The organism is Aeromonas enterica, assembly GCF_054052465.1.
In genome coordinates, this window is record NZ_JBSTYL010000036.1 from 1 (window position 1) to 21728 (window position 21728).

The window sequence follows — 21728 nt, forward strand, 5'->3', positions numbered from 1 at the left end:
GTGAAGATGCCCATTCCGGCCAGAGTTACGAGCACAGGCGCCAGTGGGTGGTCGACAAGCTGGGCCAACTGTCGCGACTGTTTGCCATCGGTGTCTGCGCCTATGCAGTGATGAACAATCACTACCACCTGGTGCTCAAGGTTGAGTCTGATACGGCCACCAACTGGAATGAGCGGGAGATAGCCGAGCGTTGGGCGGCACTGTTTCAGTGGCCCCTGCTGGTGCGGCGCTGGTATCAGGGGGAATCCCTGATTGAACCGGAACTGATGGTCGTTCAACAGCTGATAGCCCTATGGCGTGAGCGGCTTCATTCCATCAGCTGGTTTGTTCGGCTGCTCAATGAAAACCTGGCCCGCCAGGCCAATCAGGAAGATGGTTGCAAGGGTCATTTCTGGGAAGGGCGTTTCAAGAGTCAGGCCTTGCTCACCGAATCAGCCCTGCTGGCCTGTATGGTCTACGTTGACCTCAATCCGATACGGGCAGCGATTACCGACAGACCGGAAGAGAGTGATTACACCAGCATCAAACAACGCCTCGCTGACCCACAACCCGCAGCGCCATTGCCACCTCTGTTGCTGCCGTTCTCCAGCAGAAGTGAGTCAGATGGCCCGCCCTACCTCTTTACCGACTATTTGACGCTGGTCGACTGGACAGGACGAGCAATCAGAACCGACAAACGGGGCCATATTTCGGCTCACCTTGCCCCCATCCTGCAACGACTTGGCCTTGAGACCGCGCAATGGTTGCGACAAGTGACGCTGTTTCGGCGGCAAGGCATCAGAGCTGTGGGTGACAGGGAACATTGCCAACTGTTCGCACAGCACTGCGGCCAGCGGCGATGTCACCAGCCGCCTATTTGAATCGCGAGTCCCCACTTGATATCACACCCCGGCATGTCATGCAGATGCCAGGCATGACTGTGCCTGAATAAAAAGCTTTAAAGGCCAGAACCGTCACCTTGTCGCTCCAACTCCAGCCCCCGAGCCAACCCTCCATCACCACACACCACATCACCAACCCGGCTACGGCTTACTCAGAAAGGTGGGTGTCCCAGATTTCGTCCCAGATTTCGATATCCTCAAGCAGGTGACGCTGGGCAGCCACACCATCACCTCTAAGTCGGAGAACGATGCCACCCTGACCCTCAGCACCGAGGCGGGTAAAAACTACTACGTCTGGCAGGAGGTCAAGATGGGCCTGTTGATGGCCCGCTCCAAGCTGAGTCAGGTCAGCGAGGAGGAAGGCAAGCAAGGGGTGATAGAGAGCAAGCTGGTCAAGTGACCAGATACCTTCACCTAAAACATCACGGCGTAGCCTCACCAGCTACGCCTCTGTCAGAAAGGTGGGTGTCCCAGATTTCATGATGTTCAGGCAAATAATGATGAGTGCCGCCCTGCTGTCGGCGGCGCTGCTTTCCGGTTGTGCTTCCGTACCCATGGCCGATGCCACCGCAGACGCGCAGGCCAAGCAGTTTGTGGCGCCTAAAGATGCGGCCAACCTCTATATCTATCGCAACGAGACCTTCGGCACGGCCGTTAAAATGCCGGTGCTGGTGGATGGGATGGCGGTCGGCGATACCGTGGCCCGCAGCTATATCCTCAAGCAGGTGACACCGGGCAGCCACACCATCACCTCCAAGTCGGAGAACGATGCCACCCTGACCCTCAGCACCGAGGCGGGTAAAAACTACTACGTCTGGCAGGAGGTCAAGATGGGCCTGCTGATGGCCCGATCCAAGCTGAGTCAGGTCAGTGAAGAGGAGGGCAAGCAAGGGGTGATGGAGAGCAAGCTGGTCAAGTGACCAGATACCTTCACCTAAAACATCACGGCGTAGCCTCACCAGCTACGCCTCTGTCAGAAAGGTGGGTGTCCCAGATTCTCTTGGTTAAAAAGGTTTGGGGACAGATTTTTCTACCCTAGGATATATTTCCTAAAAGCCTCTGATCGAATGACCCTGGCCTTTCTATCATTCGTACCAGAATACATTGAGTGATAAAAAGCTCCGTGATCAGTGTCTTTCGCATTTTTACTTGCGAGAACTGCATTATCAAAATCATTTAGCCTGTTTAATATATCACTAGGAAGGATGTCGGTTGTGCAGAGTTCTACTACGAGAGTGAAGAAACATGATTTTCTAAACCAAATCGAATCTGCTTCCAAACCTAACCCTTGGATTATTGCTACTGATTTGAGTATTTGTGATTTTATCTTATGTGAATCAGGGAATACTTCGTTGAATTCTGCTACGCACTTCTCAACTTCATTATCTCTGGGATAGTATCCGCCTCTCACAAGAGTGGACATGACCTGTAAGAAGAAGTGAACATCTGCCATGCGTGTAAATTCTGATTCATGAAATACGCCAAATTCCTCAAGCGCAACTTCATTTGCAAGTTCTTTAGCAATTTGAATAAACTTACCATCGTAAATAGCATTGTGAATTTCAATGTTATCCAGTTTGAATTTGGTCAGGTTTATTCGGCGGAATATTTCTCTGACTAAATCATCTTCAACCTTACCAATGTCTCGTACAACGACCTGATAAGAAAGAAAGTTTTCTCGAGCTTCCTCGCTCAATTCATCAAAGCTTGGGATGCTTTTTAAACTCTTTTTAAACTCATTTTCTATGTAGTTTTTTATAGTGGTTAGTCGCTGTTGCCCATCAATTACTTTTTGGGTTGTTCGTAATTTTTTTGTGTCTGTTGAGCCTTGGCAAACATATATTTCAGGGAAGGGGAACCCATTCAGTATGGTATCCAAGAAAGCTTCTTGGTGCTCGTGTGTCCAAACAAACTTTCTTTGAAAATTAGGCGCAAGCTCTAACCTGTGAGTATCTATTTTTTCATATATATCAGCGATGGTAGGGTTTGTAACTGACGGTTTAATTTGAGCTGCCATTATTTATGTCCTTGTATTCTTTGCTTTTTCAAATTATTCAGACCAGAGAGTATGTAATCTTCCAAGTGTTGATGGCTTTTAAAAACACCGGCATTTACAGGATAATTACCAACCTCTGACTTGCCATTCGATATGCTTCTAAAAAAATCAAACCAATCATCTTTAATCGCTCTCATTTGGAATGAAATTGGTAATTTATCCGGCCTAATCCAACCGAGAGCCACATACTCTAAAAAAGAATGATATGTATCCAATTCCTTTTCTTGAACTACTCTTCTGTTCTGTCTTATCATCATTTGATATTTGGCTATATCTTTCATCAGTGTATCAAATAGCGTTGGAGATACCAGAGCTACATCGATATCAGAATCATAGTCAAAAATTTTATTCTTGAAGGGACTAAAGCCTAATTTAGCTGAGCCTGTTATATATACTTCATGAAATGGGATGTTGAATTTGTTTGCGATTTTTTTCCTAAATTCATAGAAGTCCTCATCCCTCATGTTAAATACATATGGCGTACCATGCAGAACATGCTTTCGACAAAAATCCAGCATAGCATCTTCTTCAGTTTTACGTCCGAGTTCACTATTAAAATCATCTAGGTTCATTTTGGTAATCTCACCTATCCTAGTCGTGCTGCTGCTTAAACACTGAACTAGTAAATTTACTGTGCACAAACATAGCCTTATTGAGCCAAAGACCTACGTATCCTCTTCACATCCTGTTGAGTTGATAGTGCAGTCTACCGAACAATTAAATTGACTCCCGACCTGGAGTTAGAGCTCTCAACTGTTAAGCGATTGAGGTGAAAATAATGATTACACCTAGAAAACTTCGCGCAACAATTGGATTCTATTGGATATGGTAAAGGAACGATAGAACAAAGGAAGGGTGAATCATGAGAAATTTGAGATGGAGCAAGAAATTTTCCATCCAGCTCGTAGGTTAGAATATCGTAAGGGTGTTCGGACGAGTGCGGATTTAAGGTTTTTGCGATGGTTGACATCAAAACCAACCCGGCCTAAGCCGGGTTGGTTGCATCAAAAGGCGAGAATAATCAAAGCGCTTCCAATCTGGCATACGCCGTCACCAGCCACTTGGCGCCGACGTCGTCGAACTGGATCTGCACCCGGCTCTGCTGGCCGACCCCTTCGAAGTTGAGCACTATGCCTTCGCCGAATTTAGGGTGGAGCACCCGCTGGCCGAGCTTGATGCCGCTGGCGTCGAAGCTCTGCTGCACCTCGTTCTGGCTAAAGCGGCCGTACTGGGTGGGTCTGCTGACCTGAGTGCGCAGCCGGATCTCCTCCAGACACTCGGCGGGCATCTCGCGGATAAAGCGGCTCGGCTTGTGGAACATCTCGCGGCCGTAGATGCGGCGGCTCTCGGCATAACAGATGTAGAGCTTCTCCATGGCGCGGGTCATGCCCACGTAACAGAGGCGGCGCTCCTCTTCCAGGCGGCCCGACTCCTCGGTGGATTGCTGGCTGGGGAACATGCCCTCCTCGACACCGACCAGCAGCACCAGCGGGAACTCCAGCCCCTTGGCGCTGTGCAATGTCATCAACTGCACAGCATCGGCATATTCGTCCGCCTGATTCTCGCCGGATTCCAGCGCCGCGTGGGCGAGGAAGGCGGAGAGATCGCTCATGTCTTCCAGCTCGTCCGGGCGCTGGTACTGGCGGCAGGCGGTGACCAGTTCGTCCAGGTTCTCTACCCGCGCCTGGGATTTCTCGCCTTTTTCCGCCAGATACATCGCCTTGAGGCCGGAGTGCTGGATGGCGATATCCGCCTGCTGGTGCAGCGGCAATAGAGAGACCTTCTCTTCCAGCGCATCCAGCAGATCGACGAAGCCGCGCACCGCGTTGCCAGCGCGACCGGTCAGCACCTTGTCGTTGAGCAGCCCCTTGGCCGATTGCCACAGGTTCTGGCCCTGATCCCGGGCGTTGGCCCGCAGTATCTCCAGGGTGCGATCGCCGATGCCACGGGTCGGGGTGTTGACCACCCGCTCGAAGCTGGCGTCGTCGCCACGGTTGTTGATCAGCCGCAGGTAGGCCATGGCGTCCTTGATCTCTTGCCGTTCGAAGAAGCGCAGGCCGCCGTAGATGCGGTAAGGCATGGCGTCCTGCATCAGCGCCTCTTCCAGCACCCGCGACTGGGCGTTGGAGCGATAGAGGATGGCGCAGTCGGCCAAGAGGCCGCCTTTCTCTTTCCAATCCTTGAGGCGGCCGACCACGAAACGGGCCTCGTCCACCTCGTTGAAGGCGGCGTAGAGGGAAATCGGGTCGCCCTCGGCCCCCTCGGTCCACAGCTCCTTGCCGAGCCGCTCAGAATTGTTGGCAATGACGCAGTTGGCAGCTTTGAGGATGTTGGCGGTGGAGCGGTAGTTCTGTTCCAGGCGGATGGTTTCGGCGCCCTGATAATCGGTCAGGAAGCGCTGGATATTCTCTATCTTGGCGCCGCGCCAGCCGTAGATGGACTGGTCATCGTCGCCGACGATCATCACCTTGCCGCTGTCGCCTGCCAACATCCGCAGCCAGGCGTACTGGATGCCGTTGGTATCCTGGAACTCGTCCACCAGAATGTTCTGGAAGCGATCCCGGTAGTGCTCGAGGATGTGCGGCTTGTTGAGCCACAGCTCGTGGGCGCGCAGCAGCAGCTCGGCAAAATCCACCAGCCCGGAGCGATCGCAGGTCTCCTGATAGGTCTGGTAGATCTGCTGATAGGTGCGGGTGACGGGGTCGCCGTAGAGGTCGATGTCGCCGGGGCGCAAGCCCTCGTCCTTCTTGCCGTTGATGTAGCTCATCACGGCGCGCGGGGCCCAGTGCTTCTCGTCCAGGTTGAGCGCCTTGATGACGCGGCGGATGAGACGGTACTGGTCGTCTGAATCGAGGATCTGGAAATCCTGCGGCAGACCGGCATCCAGATGGTGGGCCCGCAGCAGACGGTGGGCGATGCCGTGGAAGGTGCCTATCCACATGCCGCGCTGCATGCTGCCCAACACCTTCTCGACCCGGCCGCGCATCTCGGCGGCGGCCTTGTTGGTGAAGGTCACGGCTATGATGGAGAAGGGTGAGCAACGCTCCACCTGCATCAGCCAGGCAATGCGGTGCACCAGCACCCGGGTCTTGCCCGAGCCGGCGCCGGCCAGCACCAGCAGGTTGCTGCGGGGCGCCGCAACGGCATCTCTTTGCTTGTCGTTGAGCCCGTCGAGCAGGGTTGAAACGTCCATCACCACTCCTGTTTATTTATACAGGCGGGGATTATACGGAAGTTCCGTCGATCCTGAAATGCATGATTCCCGAGGTGGCACAGGTTGCTGTTTTTGATAGTGGCGTTTTCGGAGCAGCCGTTGTTCACCTGTTGGGGTGAGCGTGAGGTCTTCTCCTGCCAGTTCATGGGTGGTTATCTGATAACTCATCTCGGCTGCGACCACGTTACCTTCGGGAAGCGTGCCGTGAACTCGATAGAGGCGTAGTTTCATTTCGTTCAGATAGGCTTTTTCAAAATAGAGCGGGCAGTCGCCCAGTAGTAATACACCCTGCTCGTAGTGTGATCGCTGGTTATTGACCGCGCGCATGGAGAATAGGCTGAGCAGCGAGAGTTTTTTGGGAAGGAGTTCACGATGAAATTCGCGGGCGTAAATACGATAAACAAGCATCCCTTGCTCATCGTATACCGCGTTCGAATAGTCACGGTAGCGTTCGGTCACTCCGAGCGCCAAGGCGCCCGGAGTGAAGCTGATGAGCATTGTGGCAAGCAGTGCCACAATGCTCGGGCTGTTGAGGTTACTGAAGCGCAGCACAATCTACGACATCCGATTGGCCATTCTCGGTACGACGGCACTCCAGAAAGACCTTGCCGAAGGTAGAACCTTCACGGGGTTTCAGAGTGACTTCGGTATGGTAGGGAACGACCGGAGCGCGAGTGACGTGCATGATGTAGCTTGCCGTTTGATCGAACTCGTTTTTGATGAAGTCAGAGGTGTAATCAACCTTGAAGCTCAGTTGCGGCATGATCCAGAAGCGATAAGTGTCTGCCCAGATGTCTTCTACATCTGCATTGCTCAAACCGCAAACCGGATAGCCCATCATTTTGGAGTACTCCTCGGAGTAGGCTCCCATGCCATGCTCGCAGGTTCCTGCACCAACGATAACATCGACGTCATTACGATCCATCCCTTCGTTGAAGAACGGATTCAAATCAAGTTTAACGGAGATGCCGTTGTTATTTGTTGAGTCGATGGTGACACTTGCTTGTTGACCATTCAGGTGTTTATCCAGTGCTTCAGCCAGCTTGAGGGTGTTCTTGGCCTCTTCAGCATCGAGACGCAGAGATGTCAGGGCATTCCCCAAATTGGCAGTCAGCATGGCGGCTTCAGCCAGCTGGGTACGCGCCAGCTTGAGACGGTCGGCCTGATTGATCACGAAGAATTGGGGATCTTGCCAGAGTAGAGCAGGATTCACATCTGCATCAATGTACTCTGCGGTGATTTGTGAATTCGGGAGGGAATATTTCCAGCTACTTTGATCTCCCCAAAACGATGGGTAGGCTGGATTATCGTAAATGTGCGCAATGCCGGTTTCCTCAAACGCAAAGATTGGCAGTGTCAGCACTTCTGTTTTAGGTAGCAGATGGCGATCGTCGCCATATTGGTATGCGGCCATGATATTCAGACCAGAAGCCATGGCGATGGCGCTGGCACGCAGGGCGCGAACCTGATCATAGGATAAGGTCAGTTCATCATTATCGCCGTAGGTTGCCTTGTATTCCGGGTTAACAATATTGCTCAGACTATTGGCAGTTTCCTGCATCTGGACGGCATATTTTGCCAGCAGTTCTGCCACATCCTTGGTATTGCCAGTGGCCTCTTTGACGGTCAGGCGAGCATGGTTAACTACAGCATCCAGCACTTTCGCCAGCATGGTGGTATAACCCTGTCCAACTTGAGACGGTTCAACGTCGAAGCGCTTGCTGACGATAGGGTCATTGGTCACTTCCATCATGGCGATAATAGCCAGCATTATCTGGCGATCGGCTTTGCCTTGTTCATCTGCCTCGGTGCTTAAGCGATCTTTATAACCGCGCAGCGTATTTTCGAAGTCAGTCTGTTCCCAATGTTTGCTCTGTTCCACCAAGTCGCGCAGAACTGAGTCCACTGCGGCTGATTTACCATTGGCTTTGGCCAGCGTGGCATTCATATGTGCTGCGGCGGCTGTTGTATCAACCACTTTTTTGTCGACTTGCGCTTGTTTCAGAGCTTCATTCAGACTGGTATTAAAAGCGTCATCGGTGTCAAAACGAAGTGTGTTGCCTAGCTTGACCACATCCTCTGCTTTCAGAGTAATCCCGTTACTTGCATCACCATCGGCATCCATGGTTTGCAGCAGGGCGGCGATACGAATGGCGCGATCTTTGTCGCCCTTCTCGGCGATGGTGTATGGGGTCACCAGGGTCTGGCCCTTTTTCACCTGGGTTTCCCCAAGCGGGATTGAGCCCAGTTTGAAGGCACAGGTGTCACCGTCATTAAAGAGGAACTGGCCTTGCTTGTTAGTGACGTCTGAGTAATTGCCGCAGGTGTAGTTCAAACCGGCTACCGCACTATCAATAAAGGTGGCGGTCAACGCTGGTTTGGTGGTGTTTCCACCATTATTATTGCCATTGTCACTGCTGGCACCGTCGCCACCACCGCCACAACCTGCCAGCGCCAGGCTAGATAACGCCGTCACAACCGATAAAGCCAGAACATTCTTTTTCATTTTTATTTTCCTGAAACAACGATACATATGTCACCGGCACCTGACTGAGGAAGCCAGAATGGGTGGCATGAAGTGATGCAAAAGAAGCCCAATTGATATCTTTGTTAGCTTCATTTGAGATCTGTGCGGTGGGAATCATACAGGGGCTCATATGGTTTTCAACTTGATCTGGATCTCGAGTTCAAAGGAATTGTGATCTTGCTCAACAAAGTAGAGTAGGGGGCTCATTGTTGGTTAGGGAATGTTGACTGGAGAGTATTGGAGAAAGGGTCTGTGAGCTTTGGTTGTTTCCCTCTGTAGCCAATCCTTGCTCGCGCTGTTTGTGGGGATTTTGCTAGCCGGATCGCGGGCTGGCAGGGGGGGCGGATGAATAAGAGGGGAAAACGGTTTACAGTAACTTGCTGAACAATAAGAGAAATGTCGTTTGGATCTTTTGACTGATAGCAGAAAAAACTGAAAATCAGCTAAAAAACAACTTCTTATAAGGTTATTTGATTAGAATTCAAACCGTTAACGAAAACGTTTTTCCCTTATCATTTGCTTGACCCGCATCGGGGCTGACTTAGAGTAAGCCTGGCGTGCTAGATAGCCTGTTTTGACAGGCAAGCAAGTCCCCTCACTTAATAACAATCAAGGATACGATCGTGACTAAAGTGCTCAAGCTGGCCACCGTTGCCACCCTCACTCTCGCTGCCCTTTCTGCTCAGGCAGCTTCCCAGCCCGCCGTCATCTATGACACCGCTGGCAAATTCGACAAGTCATTCAACGAAGCCGTGTTCCGTAACGGCGTCGAAGTCTACAACAAGGACAAAGGCGTCAAGGTCAAGGAGTTCGAACCCCAGAACGAAGCCCAGCGTGAGCAGGGCCTGCGCCGTCTGGCCAGCCGTGGCAACGGCCCGATCGTCGCCGTCGGCTTCAACATGGGCTCGGCCGTCGAGAAAGTCGCGACCGAATTCCCGAAAACCCAGTTCACCATCATCGACATGGTGGTCGACAAGCCGAACGTGCAGTCCCTCATCTTCAAGGAGCATGAAGGCTCCTTCCTGGTGGGTGCGCTGGCCGCCATCGCCTCCAAGACCGGCAAGGTCGGCTTCGTGGGCGGCATGGACATCCCGCTGATCCGCAAGTTCGAGTGCGGCTACGAGCAGGGTGCCAAGTACGTCAATCCGAAGATCGAAGTGTTCCAGAACATGACCGGCTCCACCCCGGCGGCGTTTGCTGACCCGGCCAAGGGTGCCGAGCTGGCCAAGTCCCAGTTCGCCAAGGGCGTCGACGTGGTTTACGCCGCAGCCGGCGGTACCGGTATCGGTGTTTACCAGGCAGCCAAGGATGAAGGCAAGTTCGCCATCGGCGTGGATTCCAACCAGAACCACCTGCAGCCGGGCACCATGCTGACCTCCATGGTCAAATCCGTGGGTCTGGCCGCTTATCAGACTTGGGATGACGCCGCCAAGGGCACCTGGAAACCGGGGATCAAGAACCTGGGCCTGGCCGAGGGCGGTGTGGATTGGGCACTCGACAAAGACAACGAGAAGCTGATCAGCGCAGACATGAAAGCCAAGGTTGACGCCATCAAGGCCGATATCATCTCCGGCAAGGTCAAAGTTCATGACTATATGAGCGACAACAGCTGCAAATACTGAGTAACCGCTACTACTCTCAACCCAACGACCGGCCCGTAGGGGCCGGTTTTTAGTCTCTCTTCATGACCCGCAAGGACTGCATCATGGACCAGACAGATCGCTATGCCATCGAATTAAGGGGTATCGATAAGCGGTTCGGCGAAGTGTACGCCAACAAGCAGATCGACCTTAAGGTTCAAAAAGGCAGTATTCACGGTATCGTCGGCGAAAATGGCGCCGGCAAGTCGACTCTGATGAGCATCATCTACGGTTTCTACCACGCCGACAGAGGCGAGATGTTCATCGACGGCAACCCTTTCAAACCCCATGGCTCACAAGATGCGATCGCCGCAGGCGTGGGCATGGTGCACCAGCACTTTATGCTGGTTAACAATTTCACCGTGCTGGAGAACGTCATCCTCGGCGCGGAAAACGGCTGGCACCTGGGCCAGAGCCTGGCGGCGGCCGAGAAGCTGCTGGGCGAGCTGGCGCGGGACTATGGTCTCGACGTGCCGCTGCACGAGAAGGTCGAGGATCTGCCGGTGGGCCTGCAACAGCGGGTCGAGATCCTCAAGGCGCTCTATCGCGGTGCCCGCATCCTGATCCTCGACGAGCCGACCGGGGTGCTGACCCCGCAAGAGGCGGATCACCTGTTCGAGGTGCTGAAAAAGCTGCGGGATCAGGGGGCAACCATCATTCTCATCACCCACAAGCTGCGAGAGATCCTGGCCATTACCGATCAGGTCTCCATCATGCGCCGGGGCGAGATGGTGGCCCACGTCGCCACCAAGGATACCGACAAGGAGCATCTGGCCGAACTCATGGTGGGCCGCAAGGTGCGCCTCAAGGTCGACAAGGGCCCGACCCAGCCGGGCGAGGCCAAGCTCAAGGTCAACGGGCTCAGTTACTTCGACGATGCCAAGGTGGAGCGGGTCAAATCCGTCAGCTTCGAGGTGCGGGCCGGTGAAGTGGTCGGCATCGCCGGCGTCTCCGGCAACGGCCAGTCCGAGTTGCTCAGCCTGCTCGGCGGCATCATCAAGCCCAGCAAGGGCAGCTTTACCATCACAGGCAATGGTCAGGCGCACGAGGTGAGCGTGGCGCATCCGGCCGATCCCGAGCGGGTACGCAACTATGGCCTCGGCCATGTGCCGGAAGACAGGCACAAGATGGGCCTGATCAACCGATTCGAGGCGCAAGAGGCCTTCATCCTGGGTTATCACCGCCGTCCCCAGTACAACAAGGGCTGGCTGCAGAACAAGGAGGCGATCCTGCAGGATTGCCAGGCCAAGATGGACAAGTGGGACGTGCGCCCACCCCATCCCGATCACAAGACGGCCAACTTCTCCGGTGGCAACCAGCAGAAGCTGGTGATCGCCCGGGAAGTGGAACAGAACCCGGATGTGCTGCTGATCGGCCAGCCGACCCGCGGGGTCGATATCGGCGCCATCGAGTACATCCACCAGCAGATCATCGCCATGCGCGACAAGGGCAAGGCTGTGTTGCTGGTGTCGGTGGAGCTGGACGAGATCATGAGCCTGTCCGACCGGATCCTGGTCATCGCCGACGGCCGTATCGTCGGTGAGCTGGATGCCGCCAAAGCGGATGAGCGCACCATAGGGTTGATGATGGCGAACATAGTGCCTGACGAGGTGGCTGCCAGCCAACCCGAAGGAGCCACATCATGAACCTGGTACCCTTCCGTGAAACAATGGGGTTGATGATGGTCAACGCACCCGTCCCCGACGAGATTGCCAAGGAGGCTCGCTCATGAGCCAAGCACGTATCCCTGCCTGGATCTCCGTGGGCGTGCTGCCCGCGGTCAACATACTGCTGGCCTTCCTGGTGTCGGCCATCCTGTTCTACTACCTCGACATCAACCCGGTCGATGCCGCCAAGATCATGTGGTATGGCGCCTTCGGCACGGGTGAAGGGGTCGGTTTCACCCTCTATTACGCAACCGGTTTCATCTTTACCGGCCTGTCGGTAGCGGTGGCCTTCCATGCCGGCCTGTTCAACATCGGTGGTGAAGGTCAGGCCTATATCGGCGGCCTCGGCGTCGGTCTGGTCTGCCTGCTGCTCGGCGACTCCCTGCCGTTCGCGCTGCTGCTGCCGCTGGCCATCATAGCCGGCGGCCTGTTCGGCGCGGCTTGGGCCTTCATCCCGGCCTGGCTGCAAGCCAAACGCGGCAGCCACATCGTCATCACCACCATCATGTTCAACTTCATCGCCGCCTCCCTGATGGCCTACCTGCTGGTCGAGGTGTTCAAGCCGGCGGGCTCCATGGCGACCGAGAGCAAGGTGTTTGCCGAGGCGAGCTGGTTGCCCAAAGTCAGCGAGCTGGCGAGCGGTTTCGGCATGGAGATGCCGAACAGCCCGCTCAACATCAGCTTCTTCTGGGCGCTGATCTGTGCAGCCCTGGTCTGGGTCTTCATCTGGCATACCCGCTGGGGCTACGAGATCCGCTCCGTGGGTGCGAGCCAGAGCGCCTCCTCCTATGCGGGCATCTCCTATCCCAAGGTGGTGATCCTGGCCATGGTGATCTCCGGCATGCTGTCAGGCTTCTTCGCCCTCAACGTGCTGCAGGGCGAGCTGCACCAGATCAAGCTCAACTTCGTGGAAGGCTTCGGCTTCACTGGTATCGCGGTGGCCCTGATGGGACGCAACCACCCGGTCGGCGTCATCATCGCCAGCCTGCTGTTTGGCTTCCTCTATCAGGGGGGCGCCGAGCTCAGCTTCGAGTTCGGGGTCGACCGCAACATAGTGGTGGTGCTGCAGGGTCTGGTGATCCTGTTCTGTGGCGCCCTTGAGCACATGATGCGTCCGCGCATCGAGCAGCTCTATCTGGCGTTTGCCAACCGCTCATCCGCGCAAGCCAAGGGAGTCTGATCATGTTCGAAACTCTGATCCTGATGCTGGATGCGACCATACGGACAGCACCACCACTGATCCTGGCCGCCATGGCAGGCATGTTCTGTGAACGCTCCGGTGTGGTCAACATAGCGCTGGAAGGCAAGCTGCTGGCGGCGGCGTTCGCCAGCGGCGCGGCGGCGGCCGTCTCCGGCTCTGCCTGGATTGGTCTGGGTGCGGGGGTGGGTGTCTCCATCCTGTTCGCCCTGATGCACGGCTTTGCCACCATCACCCACAGGGGCGATCAGGTGGTGAGCGGCATGGCCATCAACATACTGGCGGCCGGTCTGACCGTCACCCTGGGCCGTTACTGGTTCGATCAGGGTGGCCAGACCCCGGCGCTGTCCGGTGCGGCCCGCTTCGCCCCCATCGATCTGCCCTACGCCAAGGAGCTGTATGACGTGCCCGTCATCGGCCAGCTCTATAGCGAGCTGCTGAGCGGCCACTCCCTGCTGGAGTACGTGGCGTTTGCCGCCGTGCCGCTGGCCTGGTGGGTCTTGTTCCGCACTCGCTTCGGTTTGCGTCTGCGTGCCGTGGGCGAGGCGCCGGCGGCGGTCGATACCGCCGGTATTTCCGTGGTGCGGATGCGTTATACCGCGCTCATCATCGGCGGCCTGCTGGCCGGTATTGGTGGCACCTATCTGGCGGTGGCCCAGACGGCCCAGTTCATCCCCAACATGAGCGCGGGCAAGGGCTTCATGGCGCTGGCGGCGCTGGTGTTCGGCAAGTGGCGCCCCTGGAATGCCATGGCGGCCTGCCTGCTGTTCGGCTTCCTCGATGCGGTCGCCATCCGGCTGCAAGGGGTCAGCATAGGTGGCTTCGCCATTCCGGTACAGGCCATCGAGGCGCTGCCCTACATACTGACGGTGTTCCTGCTTGCCGGTTTCATCGGCAAGGCGGTGGCCCCCAAGGCGCTCGGCACCCCCTACGTCAAGGAACGGGAATAACCCTCCCGCTCTCAACAGAAGGCCCACGCAAGTGGGCCTTTTTTATGTCTGTTTTCATGCCGCCGGCCCCTCAACCGACCGGTCGCACCAGCGAGGGCTGATGGGGATCGCTGAGCCGCTCGGCCAGGTAATCCACCAGCAGCCGCACCTTGGGGGAGAGATGACGGTTGTGGGGATAGAGGGCCCAGATCCCCTCCTCCGGTGCCCGCAGCTCGGGCAGCAGCTCGACAAGCTCGCCCTGGGCCAGATGGTCGCTCACGTAGTAGTCCGGCAGCTGAATGATGCCGATCCCCTTGAGCGCCGCGTCCAGCAGGGCGTGGCCGCTGTTGCACTGCAGCAGGCCGTGCACCCGCACGCTATGCGGGCGGCCATCCAGGGTGAAGTACCACTCGTCGCCGTTGCCCACCAGACAGCGGTGGCGGGTCAGCTCGGAGAGGCTGTTGGGGATGCCGTGACGCCCCGTATAATCCGGTGAGGCGCACACATAGGGCACCCGCTGCGCCAGTTTGCGCGCCACCAGGCTCGAATCCTTGAGATGGCCGAGCCGGATCGCCAGATCGTAGCCTTCATGCACCAGATCCAGCAGCTGGTTGGTGAGGTTGAGGGTCACCTCCAGCTGGGGGAAACGCACCATGAAATCGTTCACCAGCGGGGCTATGCGGCTCTCGCCATAGGAGACGGGGGCCGTGATCCGCAATGACCCTTGCGGCACCGCCTGATGGCGCCCCACCGCCAGTTCGGCCTCGTAGAGGTTGTCCAGCAGCTGGCGGCAGTGGCGGTAATAGATTTCGCCAAGCTCGGTGAGCCGCACCTGACGGGTGGTGCGCAGCAGCAGCTTGGCCTGCAGCCGGTCTTCCAGCTGTGCCACCTGCCGGCTGACCTGAGCCACCGACACCCCCAGCTTGCGCGCCGCCGGGGTAAAGCCCCCTTGCTCCGCCACGCTGACAAATTCACAGATCCCTTCCCAGCCGAGCATTATTACCTGTGTGTAAAAGTGATTTGATATTTAGCCTTATTATCACCAAATCGAAGAGAAACTACACTGCATACCTGAGTTCATCTCTGTTCACCTACCGCAACAAGAAGGATGTCATTCATGGCACAGGTTCAAAGCATCAAGTGTAAAGCCGCCATCGCCTGGGGACCGGGTCAGCCCCTCTCCATCGAAGAAGTGGAGGTCATGCCACCCCAGGCCGGTGAAGTGCGGGTACGCATAGTCGCCACCGGCGTCTGCCACACAGATGCCTTCACGCTGTCCGGCGAAGATCCGGAAGGGGTCTTCCCCTGCATCCTGGGCCATGAAGGCGGTGGCATAGTCGAGTCCGTCGGCGCTGGCGTCACCAGCGTCAAGGTGGGGGATCACGTGATCCCGCTCTACACCCCGGAGTGCGGCGAGTGCAAGTTCTGCAAATCCGGCAAGACCAACCTGTGCCAGAAGATCCGCGCCACCCAGGGCAAAGGGCTGATGCCGGACGGCACCACCCGCTTCTCGAAAGATGGCCAGCCCATCTATCACTACATGGGCACCTCCACCTTCAGCGAATACACGGTACTGCCCGAGATCTCCATCGCCAAGGTGGACCCGGCCGCCCCGCTGGAAGAGGTCTGCCTGCTCGGTTGCGGCGTCACCACCGGCATAGGCGCCGTGATGAACACCGCCAAGGTGAAAGAGGGTGAGAGCGTCGCCATCTTCGGTCTGGGGGGCATAGGTCTCTCAGCCATCATCGGTGCCCGCATGGCCAAGGCCGGTCGCATCATCGCCGTCGACATCAACGAGAGCAAGTTCGAGCTGGCCCGCAAACTGGGCGCCACCGACTGCATCAACCCGAACGATTACGACAAGCCGATTCAGGAAGTGATCGTCGATCTCACTGACGGCGGCGTCGACTTCTCCTTCGAGTGCATCGGCAACGTCAAGGTGATGCGCGCAGCGCTGGAGTGCTGCCACAAGGGCTGGGGCGAGTCGGTCATCATAGGCGTGGCCGGTGCGGGCCAGGAGATCAGCACACGTCCGTTCCAGCTGGTCACCGGCCGGGTCTGGCGCGGTAGCGCCTTCGGCGGGGTGCGCGGTCGCAGCGAATTGCCGAGCTATGTGCAGCGCTACATGCAGGGGGAGTTCAGGCTGGATGATTTCATCACCCACACCATGCCGCTGGAGCAGATCAACGAGGCGTTCGAGCTGATGCACGAAGGCAAGAGCATCCGCACCGTCATCCACTACTGAGCATGATCACCCCGCCCGCCACTGCAGGCGGGGTGCAGGAGTTCCTCGATGAATCTGGACATTATCAGCAGCAACAAGAGCTTCGATGGCTGGCACAAGCGCTACCGCCACAGCTCAAGCCTGCTCGGCTGCGAGATGAATTTTGCCATCTATCTGCCGCCTCAGGCCCTCACCGGCCAGAAGGTGCCCGTGCTCTACTGGCTCTCCGGCCTCACCTGCACCGATGAAAATTTCATGCAGAAGGCGGGGGCACATCGCATCGCCGCCGAGCTCGGCATCGCCCTGGTGGCGCCGGACACCAGCCCCCGCGGCGAGGGGATCCCGGACGATCCCGCTTACGATCTCGGCATGGGTGCCGGTTTTTATGTCAACGCCAGTCAAAGCCCCTGGCACGATCACTACCAGATGTATGACTACGTCACCCGCGAGCTGCCCGAGCTCATAGAGACCCACTTTCCGGTCTCGACGAAGCGCGCCATCAGCGGCCACTCCATGGGTGGCCACGGCGCGCTGATCGCCGCCCTGCGCGAACCCGGTCGCTACCGCTCGGTGTCGGCCTTCAGCCCCATCAGCCACCCGAGCCGCTGCCCCTGGGGCCAGAAGGCGCTCGGTGCCTACCTCGGCCACAATCCGCTGCTGTGGCAGGAGTGGGACGCCTGCCAGCTGCTGCGCCACCATGAGGTGACGCCGCTGCCGACCCTGGTGGACGTGGGGCTGGACGATCCCTTCCTCGCCGAGCAGTTGCACATCGACGCCCTGGCCGATGCCGCCGCCAGCAAGGCCTGGCCGCTGGAGCTCAACCGCCATGCCGGCTATGACCACAGCTACTATTTTGTGGCGAGCTTCATCGAGGCGCACCTGCGCTTCCACGCCAGCCACCTCTGATCGACACAGGCCCGTCACGGGCCTGTCTCTTTTCTGCTCTCGATGGTCGGCTTGAGGCCAGCGGCGTCAGCTGCCCTGGCGGGTCACGTCACCCGAGCCCGCGATCTTGCTCTCCAGCTTGGGATCACCCCAGTAGCTGACCGAACCGGATCCGGCGATGCCGACCTTGAGCCGATCCCGGGCCCGCACCTCCACATCCCCGCTGCCGGCGATATTGATCTCGACCTGCTCACTTCTGAGACCGGCGCCCAGCACATCGCCGGCACCGGCGATGTTCAGCTCCATGGCTTTGGCCGAGCCTTCACCCAGATCCAGGCCGCCCAGGCCGGCTATGTTGCCCTCCAGCCGGTTCAGATCCAGTTTGATGGCGGCTATGTCGCCCGTGCCGGCCACCGACAGCACCAGCTGGTCACCCTTGAAGCCATGCAGATCGCCGCTGCCCGTGCCCGCCAGCGCCAGCTCATGGAGCTCCGGCAGTGTGATGGTGAGCTCCAGCGGCTCTGTGGGATCGAGCCGATAGCCATCCTTCACCTCTATCTCCAGCTTGTCTCCCTTCTCGGTCAGCACCAGATAGGGCAAGAGGTTCTCCTGTCCCTTGATATGAATACCGCTCGCCTCACCCGCGACCAGATGGATACTGGCGGGCACACCGGCCAGTATCCGGGTCACCTGCCGACCCATGGCGTGCTGCTGCTCGATCACGGCCCCCGCCCCGCTCACCCGGGTATCATCCAGCCAGCTGCAACCACTGAGTCCCACGACCAGCATCATGCCCATCATCCATTTCATCGCCACTCTCCTCGTTGTGTTCTGGCCGTCTTCAGACCGTTTGGTCCTCATAGAGGGCAAACCCCATGCCAAATCATCAACCGCATGATTTTCATCATCATTTAACTTTCCCATGTCAGCACCATCACTATGCAGAGAGTCATTCAGACCATAATTTGGTAAAAATGACCATCCCAAAACGGGGAGATCCCGGTCGGTTGGCAGCCCTCCCGCAGGGTCGCTATGCTGACAAACCGTGGAAGTTTTTTGTTGTGGCGCCAGTCCGTTGAGCCAATAGTGATACCTTGTGCGTATAGAGCTCTCCATCAATGCATTTACCACTGTCTTGTCAGTCTTCACTGCAACAAGGAGTCAGAGCGTGACCCAAGTCAGCACCTCGTTTTACACCGCCGTCGGCCTGCCCGAGCCGACCCGCACCCCGCTGCTGACCGGCAGCGACCCCGAGCAGAAACGCCGTGAACTGCTGGCCTACTTCTGCCAGACCTTCGATCTCTACGACTCGCTGTTCGATTGTCTGGCCGATGAGCGAGCCTGGTTCAACAAGGCGATCCCGCTGCGCCATCCGCTGATCTTCTACTACGGCCACACGGCCGCCTTCTTCATCAACAAGCTGCTGGCGGCCCGCCTCATCGACAGCCGGCTCGACGCCCGCATCGAGGCCATGGTGGCCATCGGGGTGGACGAGATGAGCTGGGACGATCTCGACGAGACCCACTACGACTGGCCCGCCGTCGCCGAGCTGCGCGACTACCGCGCACAGGTGCGCGCCCTGGTGGCCGACTTCATCGAGCGGATGCCGCTGACCCTGCCTATCGACTGGCAGAGCCCGGCCTGGGTCATCCTGATGGGCATAGAGCACGAGCGCATCCATCTCGAGACCTCCAGCGTGCTGATCCGCCAACTGCCGCTGGCCTGGGTACGGCCCCGCCCCTATTGGCCCGCCTGCCCCCAGGTACGCAATCAGATGGCGGACGTGCCTGCCAACAACCTGCTGCCGGTGGCAGGGGGTCAGGTGCGCCTCGGCAAGCAGGATGCCACCTATGGCTGGGACAACGAATATGGCGAGCGCCACATCGACGTCGCCCCCTTTCAGGCCAGCCGCATGCTGGTCAGCAATGCCGAGTATTTCGCCTTCGTGCAGGCGGGGGGGTATGAGCAGCAGCAGTGGTGGGATGAGGAAGGCTGGGGCTGGTGCCAGTATGCCATGGCGCGCATGCCCACCTTCTGGGTCGGCGATCCCAGCGAACCCGAGCAACTGCAACTGCGGCTGATGACGGAGCGGGTAACCATGCCCTGGGATTGGCCCGCCGAGGTCAATCAGCTGGAGGCCGCCGCTTTCTGCCGCTGGAAAGCGGCCCAGACCGGGCTGCCCATCCAGCTGCCGAGCGAGGGGGAGTGGGCGCTGCTGCGCGACCAGCTGGCGGGGGATCAGCCGGACTGGATTGAGGCACCCGGCAACCTCAATCTGGCCCGCTTCGCCTCCTCCTGTCCGGTGGACGCCTTCCCCCAGGGCAGCTTCTTCGATCTGGTGGGCAACGTCTGGCAGTGGACCAGCACCGCCATCGACGGCTTCGAGGGGTTCAAGGTACACCCGCTCTACGATGATTTCTCCACCCCCACCTTCGATGGCAAGCACACCCTCATCAAGGGCGGCAGCTGGATAAGCACGGGCAACGAGGCCCTCAAGTCATCCCGTTACGCCTTTCGTCGCCACTTCTTCCAGCATGCGGGCTTCCGCTATCTGGTCTCCCGCTATCAGGAACCCGTTATCGTGAATCCTTATGAAACCGACACGCTCGTAGCACAATACCTGGACTTCCAGTACGGCCCGGCTCACTTCGGCGTGGCCAACTACGCCAAGACCCTGGCCGACCTGGCCAGCGAACTGGGCAGCAACCACCAGCGCGCGCTGGACATCGGCTGCGCCACCGGCCGCGCCAGCTTCGAACTGGCTCGTCACTTCCAGCATGTGGACGGAGTGGACTACTCGGCCCGCTTCATCGACGTGGCACTGGCGCTCGCCAGCCAGGACAGCTTCCGCTATGCCGTGCCGCTGGAGGGAGATCTGGTGGAGTATTGCGAGGCGCGGCTGTCGAGCCTGGGTCTCGGCGCCGAGCAGGCCGAGCGCGTCCACTTCAGCCAGGGGGATGCCTGCAACCTCAAGCCCAAGTACGGCGACTACGATCTGGTGCTCGCCGCCAACCTGATCGACCGGCTGCGCGAACCGGCCCGCTTCCTGCGGGACATTGCTCCCAGACTGCGCAGTGGCGGTCTGCTGGTGCTCACCAGCCCCTACACCTGGCTGACCGACTACACCCCGAAGGACAACTGGCTCGGCGGCATCCGTGAAAACGGCGAAGCCCTCAGCACCTATCAGGCGCTGCAACGGCTGCTGGCGGAGGAGTTCGAGGAGCACTGCCCGCCCAGAGACGTGCCCTTCGTCATCCGCGAGACCGCCCGCAAGTACCAGCACACGGTGGCTCAGCTGACCGTCTGGCGTAAGCGCTGACAATGCGGCAAATGAGAGAGGGAGGCCCATGGCCTCCCTCTCTTTTGCCCAAACGGCCTATCCCTCCTGCCCGGAGACCTGGGGCAGGGCCGCCCGCTCGTGATAGCGACGGGCCAGCACGGCACAGACCATCAGCTGGATCTGGTGGAAGATCATCAGCGGCAGCACCATGACACCGACGCTGGCAGCGGGGAACATGACGTTGGCCATGGGCACCCCGTTGGCCAGACTCTTCTTGGATCCGCAGAAGACGATGGTGATCTCGTCCGCCTTGTTGAAGCCGAGCCGGCGGCTGATCCAGACGTTCCAAGCCAGCACCAGTACCAGCAGCACGCAGCTGAGCAGCACTATGCTGGCCAGATCGTACCAGCCTACTTGATGCCAAATCCCCTGCACCACCGCCTCGCTGAAGGCCACATAGACCACCAGCAGGATGGAACTCTGATCCAGCTTGCCAATGAGCGGGCGATGGCTGTCGACCCAGCGGCCGATCAGGGGCCGCGACAGATGACCCACCACGAACGGCAGCATCAGCTGCACCATGATGGCCTGGATGGAGTGCCAGGTATCGATCCCTTCCCCCTGTACATTGATCATCAGCCCCACCAGCACCGGCGAGAGGAAGATACCGAGGATGCTGGAGGCCGAAGCGCTGCACACAGCCGCCGACACATTGCCCCCCGCCATGGAGGTGAAGGCGATGGCTGACTGTACAGTGGCGGGCAGGGCACAGAGGTAGAGGAAACCGAGATAGATGGCCGGGCTCAGCCATTGCGGCACCAGCGGGGTAAGCAGCAGCCCCAGCAGCGGAAACAGCACAAAGGTGCTGGCCATCACCACCAGATGCAGCCGCCAGTGACCCAGCCCCGCCAGCAGGTTCTGGCGCGACAGCTTGGCGCCGTGCATGAAGAACAGGAGTGCCACCGCCAGCTTGGTCAGCAGCGCGAACCAGACGGCCACCTGCCCCTCGCAGGGAAAGAGGGAGGCCAGGGTGACCACCAGAATAAGCACACAGGTAAAGGGATCCAGACGCACGAGCGGTCTCCATCGGAAGCAGATCCCGTCCTCATCAAAGAGGCCGGGTTCAGGGACGACAAGAAACACAACAGGAGGTGTCTGGCACCTCCCGTTGAAACGAATCCCCAGCTTACCCCGATATGCGGGAGGCGCAAAGTTGAGCGCCCCCTC

At 58.1% G+C, this 21728-nt stretch carries 18 protein-coding genes and 1 pseudogene; 10 read left to right on the forward strand and 9 right to left on the reverse strand.

Annotation, left to right across the window (positions count from 1 at the left end):
- The 3 genes and pseudogenes from ACW5XD_RS22395 to ACW5XD_RS22405 all read left to right on the forward strand — a co-directional run.
- Positions 1 to 860 (forward strand): transposase (locus ACW5XD_RS22395; RefSeq protein ID WP_456496799.1); only part of this gene is annotated, 860 nt, incomplete at its 5' end.
- 208 nt (positions 861 to 1068) lie between these two features.
- Positions 1069 to 1281 (forward strand): annotated as a pseudogene (locus ACW5XD_RS22400) (DUF2846 domain-containing protein); the annotation flags it as partial.
- 82 nt (positions 1282 to 1363) lie between these two features.
- Entirely contained in the window at positions 1364 to 1801 is a 438-nt protein-coding gene (locus ACW5XD_RS22405; RefSeq protein ID WP_456496800.1) for a DUF2846 domain-containing protein, read from the forward strand.
- A gap of 110 nt (positions 1802 to 1911) precedes the next feature.
- On the opposite strand, the gene ACW5XD_RS22410 is transcribed toward ACW5XD_RS22405, so the two are convergent.
- The 6 genes from ACW5XD_RS22410 to ACW5XD_RS22435 all read right to left on the reverse strand — a co-directional run bounded on the left by ACW5XD_RS22410 (position 1912) and on the right by ACW5XD_RS22435 (position 8796).
- Complete coding sequence (locus tag ACW5XD_RS22410) at positions 1912 to 2898, reverse strand: DUF262 domain-containing protein (protein ID WP_456496801.1); 987 nt, start codon at positions 2896 to 2898, stop codon at positions 1912 to 1914.
- Positions 2898 to 3509 (reverse strand): hypothetical protein, encoded by a 612-nt coding sequence (locus ACW5XD_RS22415; protein WP_456496802.1) that lies wholly within the window; start codon positions 3507 to 3509, stop codon positions 2898 to 2900. The genes ACW5XD_RS22410 and ACW5XD_RS22415 overlap by 1 nt, the downstream gene beginning before the upstream one ends.
- Before the next feature lie 449 nt (positions 3510 to 3958).
- Entirely contained in the window at positions 3959 to 6130 is a 2172-nt protein-coding gene (uvrD, locus tag ACW5XD_RS22420; RefSeq protein WP_456496803.1) for a DNA helicase II, read from the reverse strand.
- 12 nt (positions 6131 to 6142) lie between these two features.
- Positions 6143 to 6703, reverse strand: coding sequence for a hypothetical protein (locus ACW5XD_RS22425; RefSeq protein ID WP_456496804.1), 561 nt, complete (start codon positions 6701 to 6703; stop codon positions 6143 to 6145).
- A complete protein-coding gene (locus ACW5XD_RS22430; protein WP_456496805.1) occupies positions 6687 to 8657 on the reverse strand; it encodes a hypothetical protein in 1971 nt (656 codons plus the stop codon). Before ACW5XD_RS22430 ends, ACW5XD_RS22425 begins: the two co-directional genes overlap by 17 nt.
- Positions 8611 to 8796 carry a hypothetical protein gene (locus tag ACW5XD_RS22435; protein ID WP_456496806.1) on the reverse strand — a complete coding sequence of 62 codons (186 nt, stop codon included), beginning with the start codon at positions 8794 to 8796 and terminating at the stop codon, positions 8611 to 8613. Before ACW5XD_RS22435 ends, ACW5XD_RS22430 begins: the two co-directional genes overlap by 47 nt.
- A gap of 505 nt (positions 8797 to 9301) precedes the next feature.
- Here ACW5XD_RS22435 and ACW5XD_RS22440 point away from each other — a divergent pair.
- The 4 genes from ACW5XD_RS22440 to ACW5XD_RS22455 all read left to right on the forward strand — a co-directional run bounded on the left by ACW5XD_RS22440 (position 9302) and on the right by ACW5XD_RS22455 (position 14133).
- Entirely contained in the window at positions 9302 to 10300 is a 999-nt protein-coding gene (locus ACW5XD_RS22440) for a BMP family lipoprotein (RefSeq protein ID WP_042866835.1), read from the forward strand.
- Positions 10301 to 10383: 83 nt separating this feature from the next.
- Complete coding sequence (locus tag ACW5XD_RS22445; RefSeq protein ID WP_456496807.1) at positions 10384 to 11964, forward strand: ABC transporter ATP-binding protein; 1581 nt, start codon at positions 10384 to 10386, stop codon at positions 11962 to 11964.
- Positions 11965 to 12046: 82 nt separating this feature from the next.
- Positions 12047 to 13165, forward strand: a complete 1119-nt coding sequence (locus tag ACW5XD_RS22450; RefSeq protein WP_456496808.1) for an ABC transporter permease — start codon at positions 12047 to 12049, stop codon at positions 13163 to 13165.
- 2 nt (positions 13166 to 13167) lie between these two features.
- Entirely contained in the window at positions 13168 to 14133 is a 966-nt protein-coding gene (locus ACW5XD_RS22455) for an ABC transporter permease (protein ID WP_042866829.1), read from the forward strand.
- Between the two features lie 70 nt (positions 14134 to 14203).
- On the opposite strand, the gene ACW5XD_RS22460 is transcribed toward ACW5XD_RS22455, so the two are convergent.
- Positions 14204 to 15109 carry a LysR substrate-binding domain-containing protein gene (locus tag ACW5XD_RS22460; RefSeq protein WP_456496809.1) on the reverse strand — a complete coding sequence of 302 codons (906 nt, stop codon included), beginning with the start codon at positions 15107 to 15109 and terminating at the stop codon, positions 14204 to 14206.
- A 120-nt stretch (positions 15110 to 15229) separates the two neighbouring features.
- On the opposite strand from ACW5XD_RS22460, the gene ACW5XD_RS22465 reads away from it, so the two are divergent.
- Positions 15230 to 16357, forward strand: coding sequence for an S-(hydroxymethyl)glutathione dehydrogenase/class III alcohol dehydrogenase (locus ACW5XD_RS22465; RefSeq protein ID WP_456496810.1), 1128 nt, complete (start codon positions 15230 to 15232; stop codon positions 16355 to 16357).
- Between the two features lie 48 nt (positions 16358 to 16405).
- A complete protein-coding gene (gene fghA, locus ACW5XD_RS22470; RefSeq protein WP_456496811.1) occupies positions 16406 to 17242 on the forward strand; it encodes an S-formylglutathione hydrolase in 837 nt (278 codons plus the stop codon).
- 66 nt (positions 17243 to 17308) lie between these two features.
- On the opposite strand, the gene ACW5XD_RS22475 is transcribed toward fghA, so the two are convergent.
- Positions 17309 to 18031 carry a head GIN domain-containing protein gene (locus ACW5XD_RS22475; protein ID WP_456496812.1) on the reverse strand — a complete coding sequence of 241 codons (723 nt, stop codon included), beginning with the start codon at positions 18029 to 18031 and terminating at the stop codon, positions 17309 to 17311.
- A 358-nt stretch (positions 18032 to 18389) separates the two neighbouring features.
- Here ACW5XD_RS22475 and ovoA point away from each other — a divergent pair, with 358 nt between their 5' ends.
- Positions 18390 to 20540 carry a 5-histidylcysteine sulfoxide synthase gene (gene ovoA, locus ACW5XD_RS22480; protein WP_456496813.1) on the forward strand — a complete coding sequence of 717 codons (2151 nt, stop codon included), beginning with the start codon at positions 18390 to 18392 and terminating at the stop codon, positions 20538 to 20540.
- A 57-nt stretch (positions 20541 to 20597) separates the two neighbouring features.
- On the opposite strand, the gene ACW5XD_RS22485 is transcribed toward ovoA, so the two are convergent.
- Positions 20598 to 21575 carry a bile acid:sodium symporter family protein gene (locus ACW5XD_RS22485; RefSeq protein ID WP_456496814.1) on the reverse strand — a complete coding sequence of 326 codons (978 nt, stop codon included), beginning with the start codon at positions 21573 to 21575 and terminating at the stop codon, positions 20598 to 20600.
- Positions 21576 to 21728 lie beyond the last annotated feature (153 nt).